General features: G+C 72.9%; 18 protein-coding genes. 9 read left to right on the plus strand and 9 right to left on the minus strand.

What is annotated here, in order from left to right; genetic code table 11:
* Window positions 1-30: 30 nt before the first annotated feature.
* Both ACQSSQ_RS04565 and ACQSSQ_RS04570 read right to left on the minus strand, forming a co-directional pair.
* Entirely contained in the window at window positions 31-459 is a 429-nt protein-coding gene (locus tag ACQSSQ_RS04565; RefSeq protein WP_431325847.1) for an antibiotic biosynthesis monooxygenase family protein, read from the minus strand.
* Between the two features lie 10 nt (window positions 460-469).
* The gene (locus tag ACQSSQ_RS04570; RefSeq protein WP_431325848.1) at window positions 470-949 is read right to left on the minus strand and encodes a hypothetical protein; all 480 of its coding nucleotides are present in this window, start codon (window positions 947-949) and stop codon (window positions 470-472) included.
* Between the two features lie 69 nt (window positions 950-1,018).
* Between ACQSSQ_RS04570 and nagA the strand changes: the two genes are divergently transcribed.
* Entirely contained in the window at window positions 1,019-2,140 is a 1,122-nt protein-coding gene (gene nagA, locus ACQSSQ_RS04575; RefSeq protein ID WP_431325849.1) for an N-acetylglucosamine-6-phosphate deacetylase, read from the plus strand.
* Window positions 2,141-2,146: 6 nt separating this feature from the next.
* Here nagA and ACQSSQ_RS04580 read toward each other — a convergent pair whose 3' ends face one another.
* Both ACQSSQ_RS04580 and ACQSSQ_RS04585 read right to left on the minus strand, forming a co-directional pair.
* Window positions 2,147-3,400 carry a YibE/F family protein gene (locus tag ACQSSQ_RS04580; protein WP_431325850.1) on the minus strand — a complete coding sequence of 418 codons (1,254 nt, stop codon included), beginning with the start codon at window positions 3,398-3,400 and terminating at the stop codon, window positions 2,147-2,149.
* A gap of 43 nt (window positions 3,401-3,443) precedes the next feature.
* Complete coding sequence (locus ACQSSQ_RS04585; RefSeq protein ID WP_431325851.1) at window positions 3,444-3,761, minus strand: 4a-hydroxytetrahydrobiopterin dehydratase; 318 nt, start codon at window positions 3,759-3,761, stop codon at window positions 3,444-3,446.
* A gap of 162 nt (window positions 3,762-3,923) precedes the next feature.
* Between ACQSSQ_RS04585 and ACQSSQ_RS04590 the strand changes: the two genes are divergently transcribed.
* On the plus strand, window positions 3,924-4,622 hold the full coding sequence (locus ACQSSQ_RS04590; protein ID WP_431325852.1) for an NUDIX domain-containing protein: 699 nt from the start codon (window positions 3,924-3,926) through the stop codon (window positions 4,620-4,622).
* A 21-nt stretch (window positions 4,623-4,643) separates the two neighbouring features.
* Here ACQSSQ_RS04590 and ACQSSQ_RS04595 read toward each other — a convergent pair whose 3' ends face one another.
* From ACQSSQ_RS04595 to ACQSSQ_RS04610, 4 genes are all read right to left on the minus strand, one after another.
* A complete protein-coding gene (locus ACQSSQ_RS04595; RefSeq protein ID WP_431325853.1) occupies window positions 4,644-6,755 on the minus strand; it encodes a S9 family peptidase in 2,112 nt (703 codons plus the stop codon).
* A gap of 23 nt (window positions 6,756-6,778) precedes the next feature.
* The gene (locus ACQSSQ_RS04600) at window positions 6,779-7,942 is read right to left on the minus strand and encodes a zinc-binding dehydrogenase (RefSeq protein ID WP_431325854.1); all 1,164 of its coding nucleotides are present in this window, start codon (window positions 7,940-7,942) and stop codon (window positions 6,779-6,781) included.
* Window positions 7,939-9,423, minus strand: a complete 1,485-nt coding sequence (locus ACQSSQ_RS04605) for a flavin-containing monooxygenase (protein ID WP_431325855.1) — start codon at window positions 9,421-9,423, stop codon at window positions 7,939-7,941. The genes ACQSSQ_RS04600 and ACQSSQ_RS04605 overlap by 4 nt, the downstream gene beginning before the upstream one ends.
* A gap of 101 nt (window positions 9,424-9,524) precedes the next feature.
* On the minus strand, window positions 9,525-10,520 hold the full coding sequence (locus ACQSSQ_RS04610) for an AraC family transcriptional regulator (protein ID WP_431326776.1): 996 nt from the start codon (window positions 10,518-10,520) through the stop codon (window positions 9,525-9,527).
* Window positions 10,521-10,620: 100 nt separating this feature from the next.
* Here ACQSSQ_RS04610 and mshB point away from each other — a divergent pair, with 100 nt between their 5' ends.
* The 4 genes from mshB to ACQSSQ_RS04630 all read left to right on the plus strand — a co-directional run bounded on the left by mshB (window position 10,621) and on the right by ACQSSQ_RS04630 (window position 14,475).
* Window positions 10,621-11,538: an N-acetyl-1-D-myo-inositol-2-amino-2-deoxy-alpha-D-glucopyranoside deacetylase gene (gene mshB / locus ACQSSQ_RS04615; protein ID WP_431325856.1), complete on the plus strand. Its 918-nt coding sequence runs from the start codon at window positions 10,621-10,623 to the stop codon at window positions 11,536-11,538.
* Window positions 11,539-11,692: 154 nt separating this feature from the next.
* Complete coding sequence (locus tag ACQSSQ_RS04620) at window positions 11,693-12,034, plus strand: hypothetical protein (protein WP_489685681.1); 342 nt, start codon at window positions 11,693-11,695, stop codon at window positions 12,032-12,034.
* Window positions 12,031-12,654, plus strand: coding sequence for a flavin reductase family protein (locus tag ACQSSQ_RS04625; RefSeq protein ID WP_431325858.1), 624 nt, complete (start codon window positions 12,031-12,033; stop codon window positions 12,652-12,654). The genes ACQSSQ_RS04620 and ACQSSQ_RS04625 overlap by 4 nt, the downstream gene beginning before the upstream one ends.
* A 51-nt stretch (window positions 12,655-12,705) precedes the next feature.
* The gene (locus tag ACQSSQ_RS04630; protein WP_431325859.1) at window positions 12,706-14,475 is read left to right on the plus strand and encodes a VanW family protein; all 1,770 of its coding nucleotides are present in this window, start codon (window positions 12,706-12,708) and stop codon (window positions 14,473-14,475) included.
* A gap of 10 nt (window positions 14,476-14,485) precedes the next feature.
* On the opposite strand, the gene ACQSSQ_RS04635 is transcribed toward ACQSSQ_RS04630, so the two are convergent.
* Window positions 14,486-15,493 (minus strand): GNAT family N-acetyltransferase, encoded by a 1,008-nt coding sequence (locus tag ACQSSQ_RS04635; RefSeq protein WP_431325860.1) that lies wholly within the window; start codon window positions 15,491-15,493, stop codon window positions 14,486-14,488.
* A gap of 123 nt (window positions 15,494-15,616) precedes the next feature.
* Between ACQSSQ_RS04635 and fdxA the strand changes: the two genes are divergently transcribed.
* The 3 genes from fdxA (at window position 15,617) to ACQSSQ_RS04650 (ending at window position 18,306) form a co-directional block, all read left to right on the plus strand.
* Window positions 15,617-15,940 carry a ferredoxin gene (gene fdxA / locus ACQSSQ_RS04640; protein WP_139086403.1) on the plus strand — a complete coding sequence of 108 codons (324 nt, stop codon included), beginning with the start codon at window positions 15,617-15,619 and terminating at the stop codon, window positions 15,938-15,940.
* Window positions 15,940-17,100: a succinyldiaminopimelate transaminase gene (gene dapC, locus ACQSSQ_RS04645; RefSeq protein ID WP_431325861.1), complete on the plus strand. Its 1,161-nt coding sequence runs from the start codon at window positions 15,940-15,942 to the stop codon at window positions 17,098-17,100. Before fdxA ends, dapC begins: the two co-directional genes overlap by 1 nt.
* A gap of 138 nt (window positions 17,101-17,238) precedes the next feature.
* On the plus strand, window positions 17,239-18,306 hold the full coding sequence (locus tag ACQSSQ_RS04650) for a DUF2189 domain-containing protein (protein ID WP_431325862.1): 1,068 nt from the start codon (window positions 17,239-17,241) through the stop codon (window positions 18,304-18,306).
* Window positions 18,307-18,317 lie beyond the last annotated feature (11 nt).

An 18,317-nucleotide genomic window follows, 5' to 3' on the forward strand; every position in this document is an offset into this window, starting at 1 on the left:
TGCGTGCGAGGCCGGGACGGGCCGGTCCGGTCAGGAGGTGCCGGTCCCGCCCGCGACCTCGTACGACCACAGCTCGGCGCTGACGCCGACCGGACCCTTGCCGCCGTGCCCGTGGCCACCGGCGTGCTCGCCGCCGTGGCCGTGCGGGCCCGCGTGCTCGCCGGCGTGACCGCCCTCGCCGTGACCGGCGTGGCCGTGCGCACCCGCGTGCTCGCCGGCGGCAACCCCGCGGTGCCCGTGCGCGAAGGCGGGGGAGGTCTTCCACGCCTCGAACGCCTCCTCGTCGCGCCAGCGCGTGATGACGAGCCAGACGGTGCGGTCGTCGGTCGGCTTGAGGAGCTCGAAGCCCTCGAACCCGTCCACGCCGTCGACGGCGCCGGTGCGGGCCGCGAAGCGCTGGGCGAGCTCGTCACCGGAGTCGGCAGGGACGGTGATCGCGTTGATCTTGATGACGCTCATGAGTCCGATGCTAGGCGGACGTCTGCTCCGAACCGAGCGGGCTCCCGGCACGGGCCCCCGGACGTACGAGCCGCGCCCCGACCCGGACGAGGAGGACGGCGAGCACGACAGCGGCTGCGGCCACGCCGATCCACACCCCGTTGCTCGCGGACCGGCCGATCGCGTCGTCGAAGAGCGGGGTGAGGCTCAGCAGGGCGTACACGGCGGTCACGGCGAGCAGCGGGACGAGCACGAGCGCCAGCGCGCCGGCCACCGCACGGCCGTACGACAGGTCGGCGGACCGCCCGATGATCAGCCCGGCGACGAGGCCCGTGACCCCGAGCTCGAGGATCGGGACGGCCAGGAAGACGACGTGGTCGCCCGCCTGGATGTCGTCGTTCATGAAGTACGCCAGCATCCACGCGAGCGGTAGCGCGAAGAGCAGCACCACCACCGAGGCGATCAGCGGGCCCGCGACCCGTGCGACGTGCGATCCGGTCCCGGTGCTCATGCGTCCGATGCTAGGCTGCGGCTCCGCGTCCGGACGACGGTCGTGCGGCAGCGGCTCTAGGCTGTCGCCGTGACCCCTCACGCGACGTCCCTGCCCGCGCATGTCGACGCCGACCGTGTCGTCCTGCCCGACGGCGTCGTCGAGCACGGCTGGGTCGAGCACCGTGACGGTGTCGTCACGGCGGTCGGCCGCAACGACGGTCCCGTGCCCGGCGCGCCCGCCCTGGTCCTCCCCGGGTTCGTCGACGTCCACTGCCACGGCGGCGGAGGGGCGTCGTTCGAGGACGGCCTGGACGCCGCGCGCACGGCGGCCCGGACCCACGCCGCCCACGGGACCACCGCGATGCTCGCGAGCCTGGTGTCCGCCCCGGTGGACGTGCTCGCCGCGCAGGTCGAGGGACTCGCGTCGGCGATCCGGTCCGGCGAGCTCGGTCCCGTCCGCGGGATCCACCTCGAAGGCCCGTTCCTGTCGCCCGACCACCGGGGTGCGCACGATCCCGAGGCGCTCACGTTCCCGACGCCCGAGGCGGTCGCGACGCTGCTTGCGGCCGGGGGCGGGCTCGTCCGGATGGTGACGCTCGCCCCGGAGCTCCGTGGCGGGCTCGACGCGATCGAGCAGCTCGTCGCCGAGGGCGTCGTCGCCGCGGTGGGGCACACCGACGCGGACTACACGCTCGCGGGCGAGGCGTTCGCCCGAGGCGCCACCGTCCTGACCCACGCGTCCAACGCCATGCTCCCGATCCACCACCGCGCGCCCGGCCCGATCGTGGCGGCGCTCGAGGCCCCCGGCGTACGCCTCGAGGTCATCCTCGACGGCGTCCACCTGCACGACGCGTGGGCGCACCGCCTCCTGCTCGATGCCGGGGACAGGGGCGTCCTCGTCACCGATGCGATGGCGGCGGCCGCGGCCCGCGACGGACGCTACGAGCTCGGGGGTCTGGCTGTCGACGTCGCCGACGGCACGGCCCGGCTCGCGGACACCGGTGCGATCGCGGGGAGCACGCTGACGATGGACTCCGCGGTACGCCGTGCGCTGGGCGTGCTGGAGCTCGATCCCGCCGCGGTCGCGCGCGCGGCCTCGACGACCCCGGCTGCGGTGCTGGGCCTGGACGGCGGCGGTGCGATCACGGTCGGAGGACCGGCGGACCTCGTCGCGCTCGACGCGGCGTACCAGGTCGTGGGCGTCGCCTGAGCGGCGTCACACCGCCTGCGGCTCGGGACCCGCGGTGACGGCGTCGGCGTGGCGTGCCGGCGGCTCCTCCGAGGGGCCGGGCGCCAGCGCCGCGGCGATCGCGGTGGTGATCGGGACCGCGAGGACGAGGCCGATGAGCCCGACGAGGGTGCGCGCGATCTCGGCGCCGACCTGCTCGGTGCCCGCGATCTCGAGCAGCGAGCGGTCGTACGCGGTGATGAGCAGCAGCACCGTCATCGCCGTCCCCGCGTAGGCGAACACCAGCGTGTAGACGCTCGACGCGATGTGGTCCCGGCCGATCCGCATCGCCGACACGAACGTGCTGCGGCGGCTCGCTCCCGGCTGGGCGGCGCGCAGCTCCCAGACCGCGCTCGCCTGGGTCACGGTGACGTCGTTGAGCACGCCGAGCCCCGCGATGACCATCGAGGCAGTCACGACGCCGGACAGGCTGATCTGGCCCGCGACGGCCATCAGGATCTGGTCGTCCTCCGACGAGATCCCGGTGAGGTGGGTCCACCCGGTGGTCAGCCAGCCGAGGACCGCGGTGATCGCGACGCCGGACAACGTGCCGAACAGCGCCGCGGTGGTCCGGATCGAGATCCCGTGCACGAGGTAGAGCACCACGAGCATGATCGCGCTCGAGCCCACGACCGCGACGACCAGCGGATTCTCACCGGCCAGCAGCGCGGGGAGCACGAAGACCACGATCGCCCCGATCGTCCCGATCACGCCGGCGATCGCGAGCAGCCCACGCCAGCGCGCGACGAGGACGATCACGAGCGCGCAGGCGAGCGCCAGCCACACCAGCGGCATCCCGCGGTCGAAGTCGAGGAACTCGTACGTCGCCTCGTCGGTGCCTTCCGGCTGCACGCGCACGAGGTCCACGGCATCGCCGACCTCCACGCCGGTCCGGAACACCGCCGGCTGGACGGTCACGGTGGCCGACTCGCCGTCCGCGGTCCGGAGGAGCAGCTCGCCGCAGTCGCCCTGGACGGCGGGGAGACCGTCGGGCCCCACGGCACCGCCGCCGCAGTCGACGGCACGGACGTCGGTCACGGTGGCGGAGACGATGCTGACGCCCTGCGTGCCGTAGGGGTTGGGGGCCTTCGCGACCTCGTCGGCGGCAGGCCACAGGATCCACACCGCGACTGCGAGCACCACGCCCAGCAGTCCGACGACGACGGCGAGCGCGATCGCGAGGCCGCGTCTCCCGTGGTCGAGGTCCTCGCCCGGTCCGAGATGGCTGTGCGCGTGAGTCACCGACCTAGCGTCCCACGCCGCGCGCGTCGCCCGGGGGAGCGGCTCAGGCCTCGCCGCCCGCCTCGGCGATCGCGTCGATCTGCGCGGCCAGGGCGAAGTCGCGCGCCGACAGGCCGCCCGAGGAGTGCGTGGAGAGCGTGAAGGTGATGTCGCGCCAGCGGATGGTGATGTCCGGGTGGTGGTTGACGGTCTCGGCGGCCGCGGCCACCGCGTCGACGAGCGCGATGCCGTCGAGGTAGGTGGGTGCGCGGACCGAACGCACGATCGTGTTGCCGTCGTGGACCCACGCGGGCAGCGACTCCAGCGCGGACGCGATCTCGGCCTCGGGCAGGACGGTGTCGGGAAGCTCGGACTGGTCCATCCTCCGACCGTACGCGCTCGGCACGGCGGGCGCGGATCGGTAAGACCGCCCGGACGTGCGATTCTGCGCAGGCGGGGGCGGAACCGGCCGCGGGACGCGAATCGCACGTCGCCGTGGCGCCGCCGTGCCGGGTCCGCGCTAGTCTCGCCGCTTGTGGATCCCGTGACCGAACCCGTGCGCGTCGTCGTGGGCGTGGCGCTCGTGCGCGACGGGCGCGTGCTCGCGGCACGGCGTACCCGCCCCGCGGCGGCGGCAGGCGGCTGGGAGCTCCCGGGCGGCAAGGTCGAGCCGGGCGAGTCGGAGATCGAGGCAGCCCGGCGCGAGGTGGCCGAGGAGCTCGGGTGCGACGTGGCCGTCGGCCGACGGCTCGCAGGGGAGGTCGCGCTGCCCGGCGGGCTGGTCCTGCGGGCCCACGTCGGCGAGATCGTGTCCGGCGAGCCCGAACCGACCGAGCACGACCTGCTGCGGTGGCTCGGTCCGGACGAGCTCGACACCGTGCCCTGGTTGGACGCCGACCGGCCGTTCCTCCCAGAGCTCGCCGCGCTGCTGCGTCGTACGGGCACCTCGGAGCCGGCGGAGGCGCACTTCGACGAGGGCGACGACGCGGAGGAGGTGCTCGCCGCGCTGCACGCCGAGGGCTACGCGGCGTACCTGCACCGCGAGGGCTTCGCCGGAGAGGACGACAGCGAGGACCGGGCGTGGCTGGTGCGGGTCGAGGACCCCGACGCCGCCGTGCGCCTCGAGGAGCTCGTCGACGGAGTGGACCTGGCGTGGATGGTGGACGCGGGTACGACGCCGGGCACGCCGCCTCCCACGCTCCCGCCGCTGCCGACCGGCCCGAAGCGGCTCAAGCGGGACTGACCTACCGGCTCACGTCCGGCGTCAGGCGCGGAGGGCGGTGCGCAGGAAGTCGACCTGCAGCTGCGCGAGGTTCTCCGCGACGACCTCCTGCGGCGTCATGTGCGTGACCCCGGTCAGCGGCAGCACGCTGTGCGGCTTGCCCGCGGCCAGCAGCGCCGACGAGAGCCGCAGGGTGTGCGCGACGACGACGTTGTCGTCGACCATCCCGTGCACGATCATCAGCGGCGGCAGCTCGCCGAGCTCCTCGAGCCCGTTCAGCAGCGAGTTGGCGTCGTACACCTCGGGCTGCTCGTCGGGGTGCCCGAGGTAGCGCTCGGTGTAGAACGTGTCGTACAGCCGCCACTCCGTGACCGGCGCGCCGGCGACGGCGGCGTGGAAGACGTCCGGGCGACGCAGCACCGCGAGCGCCGACAGGTAGCCGCCGTACGACCAGCCCATGATGCCGACGCGCGAGGTGTCGACGTCGGCGCCGTACTTGTCGGCGACCGCCTCGAGGGCGACCACCTGGTCGTCGAGCGTGACGCCGGCGAAGTCGTCCCGGATGGCGCGGTCCCACGCCCGCCCGCGACCCGGCGTGCCGCGCCCGTCGGCGACCACGACGCAGAAGCCCTGGTCGGCGATCCACTGCGCCTGGAGGTACGCGCGGGAGGAGTGCAGGACGCGCTGCGCGTGCGGACCGCCGTACGGGTTCATGACGATCGGCAGCGACGCGACGTTGCCGTGCTGGTGGCCGCGGGGGAAGAGCACCGCCGTACGGATGCGGTCCTCGCCGGCCTCCAGGAACCGGACCTCGGGGTGGAGGCCGGGGTGCAGCGGGTGCGAGGCGATGTTGCCGACGGTGGCGCCGCGCCGGATCACGGTCACGGTCGGGAACGGCGACTCGAGCCCGTCGCGGATCCGGACGGCGGTGCCGCCGCGCTCGTTGCCGCTCCACACACCCGGCCCCTCGGTCAGCGGCAGCGTGTCGCCGTCCCAGCCGACGGCGTGGAGGTGGACCTGCGTCGGGTCCTCCGACGCCGTCACGATCGCGCCCTCGGCGCCGAGCGAGACGACCTTGCGGATCTGCAGGCCCTTCGGCGAGGCCGGCTCGCCGTCGACGAAGAGCGTCTTGGTGTCGTCGTGGTCCTCCAGCGTGACCAGGCGGCCACCGGGCGCGTACGCGGGCACGCCGGGCATCACGTCGACCCACACGTCGTCGCTCTGCGCCCGCACGAGCGTGGTCTCGCCGCTCTCCAGCTCGACCGCGAGCACGGCCGCGTTCTTCTGGTCGCGCGACATGACCTGCACGAGCGGGTCGCCGTGCGCGGTCCAGGACACGCTGGTGAGGTACGGGAAGGCCTCGTGGTCCCAGGCCACCTCCGTACGGGTCCCGTCCAGCCGCACGTGCCACAGCGACACGAGCGCGTCGTCGGTGCCGGCGGCGGGGTAGCGGTGCTCGACCGGAGGGCGGGACGGGTCTGCGGGGTCGGCGACGAACCAGGTCGCGACCGGCGCCTCGTCGTACCGCTCGACGAGCAGGGACTCGCCGTCCGGCGCCCACCAGTAGCCGCGGTGGCGGTCCATCTCCTCCGCGGCGACGAACTCGGCGAGGCCCCACACGACGTGCTCGCCGTCGGGCTCGACCACCGGGTAGTCCAGCGTGCCGTCCACACCGATCACGCGCAGCGCGCCCTCGGACACGTAGGCGACCCGGCGGCCGGTCGGGTCGACGCGCGGGTCGATGACCGAGCCCGCGGTCGGGAGCGCGGCGGACGCGCCGGTCTCGGCGCGCCAGACCCAGACCTTGCCCGACAGCGCGAACGCGGCCACGGCGCACGCCTCGTCCATCGCGTAGCCGACGATCCCCGCCGCCGACTCGCGGCTGCGCTCGCGGCGCGCCCGCTCCTCGGCGGAGAGCTCCTCCCCGCCGTCCCCGAGCAGCGTGGCCGCGTCGGCGAGACAGGTCTCCGCCCCGGTCTCGGCGTCGAAGGCCCACAGCGAGCCCGTACGGGTGGAGCCGTCGGGCGTCCGGACGAAGAACACCGTCGTCCCGTCGGGGCTCACCGTCAGGTCGCGCGGCACGCCGAGCGTGAAGCGCAGCGAGCGCGCCTGCAGGCGCGGGAAGGACACGGACTCGTCAGCGGGACTCGTCATGTCCCCGAGGGTATCGGGGCGGGTCAGGGCACCGACACGTCGCTGCCGGGGTCGATGAGGATCTTCGCGTGGCGCTCGGGGTCGCCCAGGGCGTCGAACGCCGCGGCCACGCCGTCGAGGCCCACCGTCCCGGTGAGCAGCGGCGACGGGTCGACCGTGCCGTCGGCGATCATCTGCAGCGTCTCGTAGAACTCGTCCGGCCCGTAGGCGAAGACGAACCGCAGGTCGATCTCCTTGTTGATCGCCATCGACGGGCGGAAGGTGTCCGGCTCCATGCAGACGCCCACCACCACGACCCGCGAGAGCAGCGGTGCGTGCGTGATGACGTCCTCGATCATTCCCGGGACGCCGACGCACTCGAAGACGACGGGGCCGCGCGGCGTCGCACCGACCTTCTCCGCCGCGCGCATCACCTTCCACCAGGGGAGCCCGGGGACGCGACGCAGCACCTTGAGGGTGTCCATGCCGAGCTCGATCAGGCTCGGGGCGGTCCGCAGGTGGCCCTTGCGCTCGCCGTACGCCGTCCACGGCGGCTGGGTGCGCGGGTCGACCACGATGTCGGCGCCGCACTCCGTGGCGAGACGACGCCGGGCGGCCGAGAGGTCGCTGGCGACGACCGTGCGGACGCCGGCGGCCTTGAGCATGAGGATCACGGCGAGCCCGATGGGTCCGCAGCCGACGACGACCGCCACGTCCTTCTTGCGGACCTCGCTGCGGCGCACGGCGTGGTACGCGACCGCGAGCGGCTCGGTGGTCGCGGCGTGGTCGTCGCTGACCCCGTCCGGGATCGGGATCGTCATCACCTCCGAGACCAGCGTCTTCTCCGCGTACCCGCCGGGGGCGCGGACCGAGAGGCCCGTCAGGTGGGCGCCGTCCTCCTGGCGCAGCACCGGGAGGGAGACCACGCGGGTGCCGACCGGCCACGCCTCGCGGCACCCCGGCCCGTACGCGAGGACGCGCCCGCAGAACTCGTGACCCATCACGACCGTCTGCTCGGCCCGCATGAACGCGTCGTACCCGATCTCCGCGGCCCCGTCGGCGGTGAGGTCGCTGTGGACCCGGGCGTGCAGGTCGGACCCGCAGATGCCGGACCGCGTGACCTCGATGAGGATCTGCCCGCGGGCGGGGACCGGGTCGGGGAGCTCGGTCACCGCGAGCGTGCCGCGGTGGCAGGTGACGGCCCTCATGCGCTCGCGCCCGCGCGGGTGCGGTCACGTGCCGACCAGCTCCAGGTGAGGCCGTCGTCGAGGTCGGCGCGGTTGGTCGCCCACGCGTCGACGACGACGTTCTGCCGCATCGACCACGGGTAGTCGGTGGTCGCGCGCGGCTGCAGGTGCGCGCCGCGGCGGATGTAGCCGGACTCCATGTCGAACAGCGGACGCGAGTCCGGGGTGCCCTCGATCACCGGCGTGACGGTGTCGGCACCGGTCTCGCGGAGGCGGTTGACGATGCGGGCGACCAGGCGAGCGGTCATGTCCGAGCGCATCGTCCAGGACAGGTTGATGTAGCCGATGCAGAACGCCAGGTTGGGGATGCCGCTGAGCATCGTCGCCCGGTACGCGTAGGTGTGCGCGAGGTCGACCGGCGTCCCGTCGAGGCTGATCCGCGTCCCGCCGAGGAGCTTGAGCGCGAGCCCGGTCGCGGTCACGACGACGTCGGCCTCGACCACCTCGCCGTCGGTGAGGCGGATGCCGTTCTCGACGAAGCGGTCGATGTGCCCGGTCACGACGGACGCCTTCCCGTCGCGGATCGCTGCGAACAGGTCGCCGTCGGGGGAGATGCACAGGCGCTGGTCCCACGGCTGGTACGGCGGGGTGAAGTGCGCGTCGACGACCTCCTCGGAGCCGATCCCGGCGACCGCGCCCTTGCGGAACAGCCCCGCCATCTGGTTCGGCAGCCGACGGCACGCCTGGTAGAAGCCCCACTGCAGCGCGGTGTTCTTGGTCCGCATCGCCAGGTGCCCTGCGCGGGGCGGGAGCACCTTGCGCAGCGCGTTGCCGAGCGCGTCCTGCTTCGGCTGCGCCACCACGTACGTCGGGGTCCGCTGCAGCATGGTGACGTGCGCCGCCGTCTGCGCCATCGCGGGCACCACCGTGATGGCGGTCGCCCCGCTGCCGACCACGACCACGCGCTTGCCGGCGTAGTCGAGGTCCTCGGGCCAGAACTGCGGGTGCAGGACGCGCCCCGTGAAGTCCTCGAGGCCCGCGAACCCCGGGTCGTACGGGGCGTCGTAGTCGTAGTAGCCGCTGCAGAAGAACACGAACCGCGCCTCGTACGTCTCCTCGACCTGGTCCGGCCCGGTGGTGACGGTGACCGTCCAGCGGGCGCGCTCGGCGGACCAGTCCGCGGCGACGACCTTCGTCGAGAGGCGCACGTGCTCGCCGATGCCCGACTCGCGCACCGTCTCGAGCAGGTAGTCGCGGATGTGCTCGCCGTCGACGATCGAGTCCTCGCCGCGCCACGGTCGGAACGGGAACGAGAGCGTGAAGATGTCCGAGTCCGAGCGCACACCGGGGTAGCGGAACAGGTCCCACGTGCCGCCGATCGCATCGCGGGCCTCGAGGAGCTCGTACGTGGTGCCGGGGCTGCGCTCCTGGAGGCGGTACGCGGCGTTGATGCCGGACAGGCCAGCGCCGACGATGAGGACGTCGACGGTGCGGTCGGCCATGGGATCTCCTTCGGTGGTCTCGGGCAGGGCGGATCGACGTCCGTCCCGCGTCCGATTGTGACCCGGGCCACGCGCGAGAACTTGACTTTCGACGACAATTCTCAGGCGGAACCGCGCCGGACGGCCCGTGGGGTCTCGCCCCACCACCGGCGCGCGCTGCGCGTGAGCGTCGCCTGCTCGGCGAACCCCACCGCGGCAGAGATCTCGTGCAGCGGCATCGCGGTCCGCGTGAGGTAGCGGTGCACCGTCTCCCGCCGCACGTCGTCGACGATCTCGGCGAACCCCGACCCCTGCTCGGCGAGCCGGCGCTGCAGCGTCCGCTCCCCGACGTTGAGCAGACGCGCGACGTTCTTCATCTGGGGCGGGACGTACGCGAGCGTCTCCTGGACGATCGCGCGCGTGCGCCCCGTGAAGTCCTCGAGCTCGGGCGGCAGGACCGACTCCAGGTACGCCATCGCGCGGGCGCGGTTGGCCGCGTCCGCCCCGGCGATCGGTGTCGAGGCGAAGTCGGCGGGCACGCGGAGGTAGGTCTGCGCCGACCCGACCACGACCGGCACGCCGAAGAACGCCTCGTAGACGTCGCGGGACGCGACCGGCTCGTACGCCAGGTGGACCGAGTGCAGCCCGTAGTCCGCGCCCGCGATCTCGACGAAGGTGCGGTGCACGAAGCCGATCCCCGCATCCATCGACTGCACGGGAGGTGGCGCGCCGATGTCCATCGCGTAGACGAACGCGGCGCTCTGCGCGTCGCCGCCGGGATCGGGGCGGAGACCGACGTGGATGGTGTCGGTGTGGAACCGCAGGTAGCGCGCGACCGCGGACAGCGACTCCCCGGCAGTGGGGGAGTTGACGAGGATGATCGCGAGCGGACCGAGCATGTCGAGCCCGTGGCGTGCCGCCATCCGCAGCCCGAGGTCGGGGCAGGCGAGGGCGTGCGCGCTCTCCTCGAGGAGCTCGGCGAGCTTCCAGTCGGGGACGAGGATGTCGTCCTCGTCGAGCACCGCCGGGTCCAGCCCGACGCGGCGGGCCAGCGCGTCCGCGTCGCCGCCGAGGGCGTCCACGACCGCACGGAAGCCCTTCACCCCGGCCGAGCGCATCGTCGCCACGACCGGAGTGTGCGCACCCGCCCGTGCTGCGTCAAGCGCCGGTCGTGCGCGGCCGGGCGGTCCGTCGGTGCCCGTCGGTACGCTGGAGGGCATGCCTGACACCCTCGCGGACCGCCGTCTGCTGCTCGTGCACGCCCATCCCGACGACGAGACGATCACGACCGGCGCGACGATGGCCAAGTACGCCGCGGAGGGCGCTCACGTGACCCTCGTGACGTGCACGCTCGGCGAGATGGGCGAGGTCCTCGTCCCCGAGCTCGCGCACCTCGCCGCGGACCGCGAGGACCGGCTCGGCGAGCACCGCATCACCGAGCGCGACGACGCGATGAAGGTGCTCGGCATCACCGACACGCGGTGGCTCGGCGGCGCCGGCACCTACCGTGACTCGGGCATGGTCTGGTCGGAGTCCGGGTCGGCCACCGTCGCTCCCGACGTCGCGTCCAACGCGTTCTGGCTGGCCGACCTCCGCGAGGCGGCCGACCACCTCGTCGCCGTGATCCGTGAGATCCGCCCGCAGGTGCTCATCACGTACGACGACTTCGGCAACTACGGCCACCCCGACCACGTGCAGGCGCACCGCGTCGCGACCTACGCCGTCGCGCTCGCGGCCGTCCCGTCGTACCGCACGGACCTCGGCGAGGCCTGGGACGTCGCCAAGGTCTACTGGACGGCCAACTCCGAGTCGTGGCTGCGCGAGGGCCTGCGGCGGCTGCGCGCCGCGGGCGACCACACCACGTTCGAGGGGATGGACCCGGAGGGCGACCTCTCGTGGATGGCCGTGCCGGACGACCAGATCGCCGCCTCCGTCGTGGCCGAGGAGTTCGCCGAGGCCAAGCTGGAGGCGATGCGCGCGTACCCGACGCAGATCCAGGTCGACAGCCCGTTCTTCGCGCTGTCCAACAACCTCGGCGCGTACGTGTGGGGGACCGAGTTCTTCCGGATCGCGAAGGGCACGCCGGTGCCGGGGGAGGACGGGTTGGAGCATGACCTCTTCGCGGGCACGCGATAACGGCAGAGCGCGGGCACGCGATAACGACAGAGCGCGGGCACGCGATAACGGCAGAGCGCGGGAACGCGATAACGGCACAGCGCGGGAACGCGATAACGGCCTCGCCTCCCTCGGCCGCCCGCTCGCGCTGGTTCTCGCGGCCGTCCTCGGCGTCGTGCTGTGCATCGGCGGGCTCGTCGTGCACCGCCACGTCGACCTGCACGTGCCGTGGGGTCTGATCCTCGCGCTCGCCGCCCTGCTCGTCACGCTCCGCGCCGCGGGCCTTGTCGCCGGGGTCGCGGGCGCGGTCGTGCTCGCGCTCGCGTACGGCGTCGTGCTCCTGCTCACGATGTCGTCGCGACCCGAGGGCGACTACCTGGTCGCGGCCGACGCGCTCGGCTACGCGTTCCTGCTCGGCTCGCTCGTCGTCCTCGGTCTCGGCGTCGTCCTCGCGGTCCGCGGCGCAGGTCACATCGAGCGCGGAACGGTGGATCGGCCCCGTACGCTGGGTTCGTGAGCCCAGCGTCCCACCCCTTGGATCCCGACACCGACCGCGCCTTCCGCGACGTCCTCGGACGGTTCGCGAGCGGCGTCACGGTCGTCACCACGGTGGACGACGGCATCGACCACGCGATGACCGCGAGCGCCTTCTGCTCGGTCTCGCTCGATCCCGCGCTCGTCCTCGTCGTCGTGGACCGGCGCAACCGCTTCCACGACGCCGTGCTGGCGTCGGGCACGTGGGGCGTGTCGATCCTCGCCGAGGACGGGCAGGACGACGCCAGCTGGCTCGCCCACCGCGGCCGCAGGCTCGAGGACCAGCTCGCGCGCGTCCCGCACCGCCGGGGCGAGGCGACCGGCGCCGCCCTGCTCGAGCGCGCGATCGGCTGGCTCGAGTGCCGCACCTGGCAGACGTACGACGGTGGTGACCACACGATCGTCGTCGGCGAGGTGCAGACGGCCTCCGTGCGCCCCGACGCGGATGCGGTGACGCTCTCGGGACCCGACGGTGTCCCAGGTTTCAGCGAGTCGCGTCTCGGCGAGCCGCTCCTCTACTACCGTTCGCACTACGGCGCGCTCGTCCGCTCCCCGGAGAGCGAGAAGAACTCGGGCCCGTCGCCTGTCGAGCAGCAGCGCTGACCGGCCCCGCACGCTGACTGGCCCCCGTACGACTGGCACCACGAGGACACCATGGCCCCGACCCCCACGCTCTCCGAGCAGGACCCGACGCTGTTCGAGCAGCGGCGCAAGCGCGGCAATCGCATCGCCCTGATCGTGCTGGGCGTCGTCGTCCTGCTCGTCGCGGCGCTCTACGTCGTCCTGCACATGGCGACCTCCGACCGCGTCCCGGCGGGGACGACGATCGGCGGTGTCGACGTCGGCATGACGTCGATCGACGAGGCACGCAGCACGCTGGGTGACGAGCTCGCGGCTCCGGCCAAGGAGCCGGTCCGCATCGTCCGGGGCAAGAAGACGTTCGAGCTGACGCCCAAGGAGGCGGGGCTCGCCGTCGACCTCGACGACTCGATCGCCCAGACCGGCGCCGACACCTCGGTCTGGAACCCGCTCACGATGGTCGACGTCCTGCTCGGCTCGAAGAGCTACGACGTGGCGCTCGACGTGGACGAGAAGACGCTGGAGTCAGCGGTGGCCTCGATCGCCGACGACACCGACCGCGAGGTCACCGAGGGCCACATCGGCTTCCCCGAGGGGGAGCCGGAGGTGACCGAGCCCAAGGCGGGGCGCAAGGTCGACCAGGAGGCGACGGTCGAGCTGGTCCGGGGCGCCTACCCGCTCGAGCACACCGAGCTCGAGCTGCCGGTGGACTCCCTCGATCCCGCGGTGAGCAGCGACGACCTCACGAGGGCGGTCTCCGAGATCGCCGAGCCGGCCATGTCCGCGCCGGTCACGATCGTCGCCGGCAGCAAGTCGGCCGAGCTGGCCCCGGAGGACTACGCCCCCGCGCTCAGCGTGCAGGTCAAGGACGGGGCGCTCACGCCGGTCGTCGACCCCAAGAAGCTGGCGGAGCCGCTCGCCGACGCGACCGAGGAGATCGGGACGCCGGCCGAGGACGCCAGTGTCGTCATCCGTTCGGGCAAGCCGACGGTCGTCCCCGGCAAGGCCGGCATCGGCGTCGTCCCGGCGGACGTGGCCACCGCGATGGTGCCGATCCTCACGAAGACCGGCGACGAGCGCTCGGTCGAGGTCGAGCCGAAGAAGAAGGAGCCTGACCTCACGACCGAGGACGTCGAGAAGCTCGGCATCGTGGAGAAGGTCAGCTCGTTCACCACCAACTACCCGCACGCGGCCTACCGCAACACCAACCAGGGGCGTGCCGCGGAGCTCGTCAACGGCACGATCCTGAAGCCCGGCGAGACCTTCAGCTTCAACGACACCGTGGGCGAGCGCACCGCCGCCAACGGCTTCACCGCGGGCTTCATGATCAGCAACGGTGTCTTCCGCGAGGACCTCGGCGGTGGTGTCTCCCAGGTGGCGACGACGCTCTACAACGCCGGGTTCTTCGGCGGGCTCGAGGACGTCACGCACAAGCCGCACAGCTTCTACATCAGCCGCTACCCGGTCGGGCGCGAGGCGACGGTGGCGTGGCCGACGGTGGACCTGAAGTTCAAGAACACCACCGACCACGGCATCCTCATCCAGGCCTGGGTGAACCCGAGCACGTCGAGCCGACAGGGCGCGATGAACGTGACGCTCTGGGGCACGAAGAAGTGGGACATCGACGCCGGGCTGTCGGCCAAGCGCAACTTCCGGTCGCCGGCGACCCGCTACGACGCGTCCGACAAGTGCGTGCCGCAGGCCGGGGTGACCGGCTTCGACGTGGACGTCTACCGGACGTTCTCGATCGACGGCAAGGTCGTCAAGCGCGAGACGACGACAGCCCACTACAACGCCGCCGACAACGTTCAGTGCCGTCCGGCGCCGAAGAAGAAGGGCGACTGACCCGCCGCGGTCAGCGGGCCGGGGGCGGCGTGACGTACCGGTAGGTGTGGTGCGTGACGAACCCGTACCGGCCGTACAGCGCCAGTGCGGGAGCGTTGTGCAGCATCGTCTGCAGGTAGACCTTGTCGGCGCCGCGCTCGGACGCCCAGCGCGCGGTCGCCTCGAGCAGCCGCGCGGCGTGCCCGCGTCGGCGAGCGTGGGGAAGCGTGTGGACGCTCGACAGTCCTGCCCACTCCCCGGTCACGACCATCCGGGCGACCGCCTCGATCCCGGCGTCGCCTTCGACGCGGGCGAACCCGACGACCGGCGGTGAGCCGAGCACGTGCCGGACGTCCGCCTGAGGGACGTCGGAGGTGATGCGCTCCGCGGCCTCGAGCCACGACTCGGTGAGGGTCTCCTCGATCCGGAGGGCGACCTCGGGTCCCGGCGGGGGTGCGAGCGGGCGGGCGAGGACGTCGGCGAGGTCGGCCACCTGGACGACGGCGTGGTCGTGCGTCCCGCCGATCCCCACCCAGCCGGCGTCGGAGAACCGTGCGGCCCACGGAGTCTCGTCGATGACCTGCGCCTTGGCCGGGAGGTCGTGGGCGGCGTAGAACGCCTCGACCCGCTCGAGCGCGTCGACGAAGGACGTCCCGGGATCGCCGTGCACCGCGACCGAGTTCGCGCGACCGGTGAAGCCGCCCGACGCCCGCAAGGTCCACGCGCCGAGCTCCGTCGAGACGCGCGGCGGCCAGCCTCGCGTGCAGATCCGCGCGAGCTCCTCCGGGGTGTGGTCCATGGCCGGCCGGGGACGGATCCGCTCGGGGCCCTGGGGGACGGCCTTCGCCGCCACGACTCCCGCGACGTCGACCTCGACCTCGGAGCCGTCGCGGCGCTGGATGCGCAGCGTCGTACCGTCGTGCGCGAGCAGGCGCCCGATCACGTCGGTGAGGGCGGGTCCGCCCGACGGTCCGCGCTCGCCCGGGACGATCGAGCGGACCACGACGCGCTGGCCGACGAGGGCGTCGAACCGGACCAACAGGGGACCTCCTGAACGAGAAGTGGAACGGGGTTACGTCCGTTAGACGGACCTCACGAAGAGGGCTCCGCGCGAGAGGGTGATACTAGTTCTAGTCGTTCGAAATGAAGGAGTGGACCCCTCGTGACGTATGTCATCGCTCAGCCGTGCGTGGACCTCAAGGACCGTGCGTGCGTCGACGAGTGTCCGGTCGACTGCATCTACGAGGGCAAGCGGATGCTCTACATCCACCCCGACGAGTGCGTCGACTGCGGAGCCTGCGAGCCGGTGTGCCCCGTGGAGGCGATCTTCTACGAGGACGACACCCCGGAGGAGTGGAAGGACTACTACACCGCCAACGTCGACTTCTTCGACGACCTCGGCTCGCCGGGCGGTGCCGCGAAGATGGGTCCGATCGACAAGGACCACCCGATGATCGCGGCCCTGCCCCCGCAGAACCAGGACTGATGCCGGACCCGACCCCGTCCGCGCCGTCGCGCCCGAGCGCGGCGGCGCGCGTGTCGTCCCGGGCGGTCTCGCGCCGCCTGCCCGACTTCCCGTGGGACTCCCTCGCCGAGGTCAAGGCCCGTGCAGCGGCCCACCCTGACGGGATCGTGGACCTGTCGATCGGCACCCCGGTCGACGACACCCCGGCCGTGGCGCAGGAGGCGCTCGCTGCCGCTGCCAACGCGCCGGGCTACCCGCAGACCATCGGCACGCCCGCCCTGCGGCGCTCTGCGGTCGACTGGCTCGCGCGCCGCCACGGCGTGAGCGGGCTCGCCATCGACGGCGTGCTGCCGGCGATCGGCTCCAAGGAGCTCATCGCAGGGCTCGCGCTCCACCTCGGCCTCGGCCCGGGCGACACGGTCGTGATCCCCGAGCTGGCCTACCCGACGTACGAGGTCGGTGCGCGGCTCGCCGGCTGCGAGGTCGTCGTCTCGGACGCCACGGTGGCGCTGGGCCCCTCGACGCCGGCCCTGATGTGGATCAACTCGCCGTCCAACCCCAGCGGCCGCGTGCTCGGGCTCGACCACCTGCGCAAGACCGTGGAGTGGGCCCGCGAGCGTGGCGTCCTCCTCGTCTCCGACGAGTGCTATCTCGAGTGCGCGTGGGAGGCGGAGCCCTTCTCGATCCTGCACCCTAAGGTCAGTGGCGGCTCGCACGACGGCATCCTCGCCGTCCACTCGCTGTCGAAGCGCTCCAACCTCGCCGGCTACCGCGCGGCGTTCGTCGCCGGCGACCCCGTGATCGTCAAGGAGCTGCTCGAGGTCCGCAAGAACCTCGGCCTGATCGTGCCCGCGCCGGTCCAGCACGCGATGGCGGCGGCGCTCGACGACGACGCGCACGCCGACGCCCAGCACGCGCGGTACGCCGCGCGGCGCGCGACGCTGCGACGCGCATTCGAGTCCGCCGGCTTCCGCATCGACCACTCCGAGGCGTCGCTCTACCTCTGGGCGACCCGGGACGAGCCTGCCCGCGACACGGTGGCGGCGCTGGCGGAGATCGGTGTCCTCGTCGCTCCCGGGAGCTTCTACGGCGCCGCCGGGGCCCAGCACGTCCGCGTCGGGTTCACGGCGTCCGACGAGCGGGTGGCCGTCGCAGCGGAGCGGCTCGCCTCCTTCGGCTGAGTCCGGCGCCCGTCCTCCGCGACGCGCCGGGGGGCGGCGAGACGCCAGATTCGCGCGTACGACGCCTGGAGTGGCTAGCCTCACAGGGGACACGGGTGCAGGGATGCGCCCACGCGCCTTCACGGAGGAGAACCCTCGATGAGCGACCCGCAGAAGCCGCCCGGCGAAGAGTCGCCGGACCACGAGGCACCCGACGGACCCCCGCCGTACGATCCTGCGCCCCCGCCAGGGGCGGGGAGCGAACCCCCGCCGCCGCCCCCGCCGCCGCAGGGTCCCCCTCCCCAAGGTCCGCCTCCGGGCGGTCCTCCGCCCGGACCGCCGCCCCAGGGCCCGCCGCCCGGCGGTGGCGGCTACGGGCCTCCGCCCCAGGGACCTCCGGGCGGGTACGGTCCTCCGCCCGGCGGTGGCGGCTACGGGCCTCCGCCCCAGGGACCTCCGGGCGGGTACGGTCCTCCGCCCGGGGGAGGCGGCTACCCGCCGCCGCCCGGGGGTTACGGTCCCCCTCCCGCGTACGGCGGTGGTCCGGGCGACTACGGCGCGCCGCAGGAGCTGAGCGTCGGCGCCGCGATCTCGTACGGCTGGAACAAGTTCAAGGACAACTGGGGCGTCTGGGTCGGCATCACCCTGGTGTTCTTCCTGATCCAGGTCGCCATCGGAGCGATCGGCTCGGCCGCTCAGGCCGGCGGGGACAACGCCTGGGACTCGTCCAACTGGTGGGCCGCGGGAGGCTTCTCGTTCGTCGCCTTCCTGTTCAACCTGCTCAACACGCTGGTCGGCTGGTTCATGCAGGCGGCCGAGACACGAGGCGCGCTGTCGGAGACCGAGGGGCGCAAGCCCGGGTTCGGCGACTTCTTCCAGTGGGGTGACCGCGCCGGTGCCGTCGTGCTGACGTTCCTGCTGCTGGGCGTGCTGAGCTTCGTCGGATTCCTGCTCTGCATCCTGCCGGGCATCATCTTCACGTTCTTCGCCTGGTACACGCTGTGGTTCGTCCTGGACCGGGGCGAGAGCCCGCTCACGGCGCTGCAGTCGAGCTTCCGGCTCGTCGGCAACAACCTCGGCCCGATCTTCCTGCTCGCGCTGGCCCTGATCGGCATCAACATCGTCGGCGCCATCCTGTGTGGCCTCGGCCTGCTCGTCACGATCCCGCTGACGCTGATCGCGACCGGCTACAGCTACAAGTTCCTGACCCGCCAGCCGGTCGGCTGACGGCACCCGCT

This window comes from Mumia spirodelae, from assembly GCF_050632745.1.
Classification (GTDB): Bacteria; Actinomycetota; Actinomycetes; order Propionibacteriales; family Nocardioidaceae; genus Mumia.

What these genes read in the sequence shown, in the direction of transcription:
- ACQSSQ_RS04595 (WP_431325853.1), bottom strand. Translation starts at nt 6,755, where the DNA reads ATGACGAGTCCCGCTGACGAGTCCGTGTCCTTCCCGCGCCTGCAGGCG.
- ACQSSQ_RS04570 (WP_431325848.1), bottom strand. Translation starts at nt 949, where the DNA reads ATGAGCACCGGGACCGGATCGCACGTCGCACGGGTCGCGGGCCCGCTG.
- ACQSSQ_RS04610 (WP_431326776.1), bottom strand. Translation starts at nt 10,520, where the DNA reads ATGCGCTCGGCCGGGGTGAAGGGCTTCCGTGCGGTCGTGGACGCCCTC.
- ACQSSQ_RS04650 (WP_431325862.1), top strand. Translation starts at nt 17,239, where the DNA reads ATGAGCGACCCGCAGAAGCCGCCCGGCGAAGAGTCGCCGGACCACGAG.
- ACQSSQ_RS04585 (WP_431325851.1), bottom strand. Translation starts at nt 3,761, where the DNA reads ATGGACCAGTCCGAGCTTCCCGACACCGTCCTGCCCGAGGCCGAGATC.
- ACQSSQ_RS04605 (WP_431325855.1), bottom strand. Translation starts at nt 9,423, where the DNA reads ATGGCCGACCGCACCGTCGACGTCCTCATCGTCGGCGCTGGCCTGTCC.
- ACQSSQ_RS04600 (WP_431325854.1), bottom strand. Translation starts at nt 7,942, where the DNA reads ATGAGGGCCGTCACCTGCCACCGCGGCACGCTCGCGGTGACCGAGCTC.
- mshB (WP_431325856.1), top strand. Translation starts at nt 10,621, where the DNA reads ATGCCTGACACCCTCGCGGACCGCCGTCTGCTGCTCGTGCACGCCCAT.
- dapC (WP_431325861.1), top strand. Translation starts at nt 15,940, where the DNA reads ATGCCGGACCCGACCCCGTCCGCGCCGTCGCGCCCGAGCGCGGCGGCG.
- ACQSSQ_RS04565 (WP_431325847.1), bottom strand. Translation starts at nt 459, where the DNA reads ATGAGCGTCATCAAGATCAACGCGATCACCGTCCCTGCCGACTCCGGT.
- ACQSSQ_RS04630 (WP_431325859.1), top strand. Translation starts at nt 12,706, where the DNA reads ATGGCCCCGACCCCCACGCTCTCCGAGCAGGACCCGACGCTGTTCGAG.